Source organism: Anabaena sp. UHCC 0253 (assembly GCF_009712085.1).
Classification (GTDB): domain Bacteria; phylum Cyanobacteriota; class Cyanobacteriia; order Cyanobacteriales; family Nostocaceae; genus Dolichospermum.
Genome location: NZ_VILD01000002.1, coordinates 617,371 through 620,608 on the forward strand (window position 1 = coordinate 617,371; position 3,238 = coordinate 620,608).

At 35.2% G+C, this 3,238-nt stretch carries 6 protein-coding genes and 1 pseudogene; 4 read left to right on the plus strand and 3 right to left on the minus strand.

What is annotated here, in order from left to right; all coding sequences use genetic code 11:
• Positions 1 to 203, minus strand: a pseudogene (locus tag FJR38_RS27695) (hypothetical protein); the annotation flags it as partial.
• Between the two features lie 362 nt (positions 204 to 565).
• Here FJR38_RS27695 and FJR38_RS06980 point away from each other — a divergent pair.
• The 4 genes from FJR38_RS06980 to FJR38_RS06995 all read left to right on the plus strand — a co-directional run bounded on the left by FJR38_RS06980 (position 566) and on the right by FJR38_RS06995 (position 1,908).
• A complete protein-coding gene (locus FJR38_RS06980) occupies positions 566 to 787 on the plus strand; it encodes a hypothetical protein (protein ID WP_168536123.1) in 222 nt (73 codons plus the stop codon).
• A 163-nt stretch (positions 788 to 950) separates the two neighbouring features.
• The gene (locus FJR38_RS06985; protein WP_168536125.1) at positions 951 to 1,133 is read left to right on the plus strand and encodes a hypothetical protein; all 183 of its coding nucleotides are present in this window, start codon (positions 951 to 953) and stop codon (positions 1,131 to 1,133) included.
• A 114-nt stretch (positions 1,134 to 1,247) separates the two neighbouring features.
• A complete protein-coding gene (locus FJR38_RS06990; protein ID WP_217359995.1) occupies positions 1,248 to 1,580 on the plus strand; it encodes a hypothetical protein in 333 nt (110 codons plus the stop codon).
• Entirely contained in the window at positions 1,570 to 1,908 is a 339-nt protein-coding gene (locus FJR38_RS06995; RefSeq protein ID WP_168536127.1) for a type II toxin-antitoxin system PemK/MazF family toxin, read from the plus strand. The genes FJR38_RS06990 and FJR38_RS06995 overlap by 11 nt, the downstream gene beginning before the upstream one ends.
• 309 nt (positions 1,909 to 2,217) lie before the next feature.
• Here the strand turns inward: FJR38_RS06995 and FJR38_RS07000 are convergent, their stop codons facing one another.
• A complete protein-coding gene (locus FJR38_RS07000) occupies positions 2,218 to 2,673 on the minus strand; it encodes a PPC domain-containing protein (RefSeq protein ID WP_168536129.1) in 456 nt (151 codons plus the stop codon).
• Positions 2,674 to 2,924: 251 nt separating this feature from the next.
• Positions 2,925 to 3,238 (minus strand): ComF family protein (locus FJR38_RS07005; RefSeq protein WP_168536131.1); only part of this gene is annotated, 314 nt, incomplete at its 5' end.

A 3,238-nucleotide genomic window follows, 5' to 3' on the forward strand; every position in this document is an offset into this window, starting at 1 on the left:
TCTGATTTAGGCAATTTAGAAAAGATTAACAGTGGGTGTTCTTGAGCTATTCGAGCTTTTAAAAGAATTTCGGCTGCATGAGCAGTGTGTACAACACACATAGGTATTTCACCGCGAGAAGCTTCGATAAGTGCGCTACGAAAAAGAAACATCCCCGTTAGTCTCATATTTCGGGGAACATCTTTCATAGAATCTTTATCCATAAATTAGTCACAAAACAGTTATTTCTAATGTTAGCAAATTTACAAAAGAGTGGGTATTAACGTAAGTTGCTAGTTACAAGTATTCAGGTTGATTTCTCGACTAGATCCCCCCCTCACCCCCTTATTAAGGAGGTAAAATCAATCAAGGTCTCCCTTTTTAGGGGGGGGATTTAGGGGGAATCAAAAAGGCTTATCGTTATAACTAGCAACTTGGGTTATTACTTCAAGTATCTATGATATCCTGTTTTCTAACTTAATTTATAGTATAAGCTATCACTCAGTGAGTATCTTACCCTAAACAAGCGATTTCTTGTGGCACAATTGATAGTAATGATGATCACCCAATTTATAGAGGTTAATCCATGCTAAAAACCGTTCAGGGAATTTATAAAGATGGAAAAATCCAACTTGCTGAAATACCAAAAGATATTCACGAAAGCACTGTATTAGTTACATTTCTAAAAAACAAAACTAGAACTTGGTCGAATCTAATTTTGGAACATCAAGGTTTTGCAGACAGTATTACCTTTGAGTCCTACCGAGATGAATTACTGCCACCTGATGAAACCATATTTTCAGTTTAATATTTTTAATTGAATTTATGCAATATTTACTTGATACTTGTGTAGTAAGTGATTTTGTCAAAGGTGATCCAAATACATTACAACTGGCACAATTGATAGTAATGATAATTGCCCAATCATTTGAGATTAATCCATACCAAAAAATATTCAGAGTATTACAGAGATGAATACAATCAGAAGCAAAGTAGTGCAAAGTTTGGAAGTTATCCCTGATGATAAATTGCCAGAAGTTCTTAGCTTTTTAAATTATCTGGTTTGGCAAAGCGAAAATCCTCAAACTCAAGAAGATACAGACTGGCTAGAAAGTGACTTATCAGGCTTAGAAAACTATGAACCTTATGAATAGCAAGAAGAAGAATTAGAAGAGGGAATACCCGTTAAATTTATCGCTGAAACAGGAGAAATTAAAATAGGTATATGACAGAGCGTATTTTACAAATTGGCGATGTCGTAACTGTTTATGACAATTTTACCTTTAAACAGTGCCGCTACTCGTCAAGGATTTTCATTATGCTTAAATGTTAGAATAAAATCACTCCTTTTAGATTTAGCTATGCGTGCGATTGAAACCACTGGTATCCTTAATACCCAAGGGCAAATCCAACTTGATCATCCCATTCCCCAAGAAAAAGACAGGCTTGTGCGCGTTATTCTTTTAATGCCAGAAGATGAACTTAATGAACAAACTTGGTTAAATGCTGTTGCAAATAACCCTAGCTTTGCTTTTCTGCATGATCCAGAAGAAGATATTTATACCCTAAAAGATGGGCAACCTGTAGCTGATGAAGGGTAAAATCGTTTTAATGCAATTTCCCTTTGACGATTTATCTTCCAGTAAAGTCCGTCCCGCTTATTGTCTAACCAATACAATTGGAAAATATCAGCACATTATCTTTGCTCTCATCACCAGCCGTATTCCCGAAAATTCCCTTCATACAGATATTATTCTGAGACCAGAAAATCCAGATTTTATTATCAGTGGTCTTCGCAAATCATCAACTATCAGACTTGATCATTTGGTAACACTTCAATTCTCACTTATTCAGCGTGAGCTAGGCTTATTATCATTAAAAACTCAAACCTTAATTGCGGATATTTTGTGTAATATTCTACATTCCTAAAAAGCTACAAAACAGTTATTTAAACAATCAGTGCGATCGCCACAATCGACAATTATCTCACTCTAGAAGTACGAGGATTCAGGAAGAAGAATTTTTTGGCTTTTTCTCTTTCAAAAGAGAAGTTTTAAACCTTGAATAAAAAATTGTCAATTATTCATAAGTGCGATCGCCACAATGGACAATTATCTCACTCTAGAAGTACGAGGATTCAGGAAGAAGAATTTTTTGGCTTTTTTCTCTTTTAAAAGAGAAGTTTTAAACCTTGAATAAAAAATTATCAATTATCAATTGTCAATTATTTAACAAAATCTACTTAACTGGAAGCAGTTTTGTCACCTTGAGTTTAAAATTACCCACCCCAGTTTCCCCAAAAGAACGAACGCGGACAATATAAGTTCCTGTTTCTGTAATGCGAGTAAATAATAGAGAATTACTTGTACCATCAGGACCATCATCATTTTCTGCTACTGTTGTACCGTTGGGAGCTAATAGCGTAATAATGCTGTCGAAGTTTTCCGATGATAAATCAATAGATAAATTATCACCCTTCTCTAACTTAACTGAATAATCACGCGCAAATCCCCCTTGTCCTGTGGGAATATCTTTATCTGATAGGGTATCAGAAATTTCTGTAAAATTAGTTAAAGGAATAGGACTATATAAGTTATTTTGTGCTGAAGCTGTTTTGATAAAAATGCCCATTGTTAGCAATGTGGCAGGAATGATTAAAATGTGTCTAAAACCCACTGCAAAAGTTTTTTTCATAAATTTAAATAATTTCGGGCGATTATAAATCACTACTACACAAACAAAGTCCGTCTTCACGGACTAATAGAAAATAAAGGTTTCCAAACCCACGCAGTCGAAGCTAAAGTTTTTGGCGATTATAAATCACTACTACACAAACAAAGTCCGTCTTCACGGACTAACAGAAAATAAAGGTTTCCAAACCCACGGAGGTGGGTTTCGTTTGTGTAGCCGCGACTTCTAGTCGCCCAGGCTTTTCTAATATAGCTTTATATTTCTTTGTTTGTCGTGGCAACAGCAGCTACACCCAAGACTTTAATTTGATGTGCTTTAAGTGTCTTCACAGCCGCCTTGACAGTCGCGCCAGTCGTATAAATATCATCCACTAATAATATTGGGATATTTGGACGACGACGCAAATCTTTACCAATAACAAAAGCATCTACTAAGTTTTCTTGTCTTTGGGCTGAAGATAAACTAAATTGTGCTTCAGTTTCCTTAATGCGTTCTAAACCGTTGATTTTTAATTTGCATCCTGTAATATTACAAAAACCTTCAGCTATTAATGCCGCTTGATTAAAAA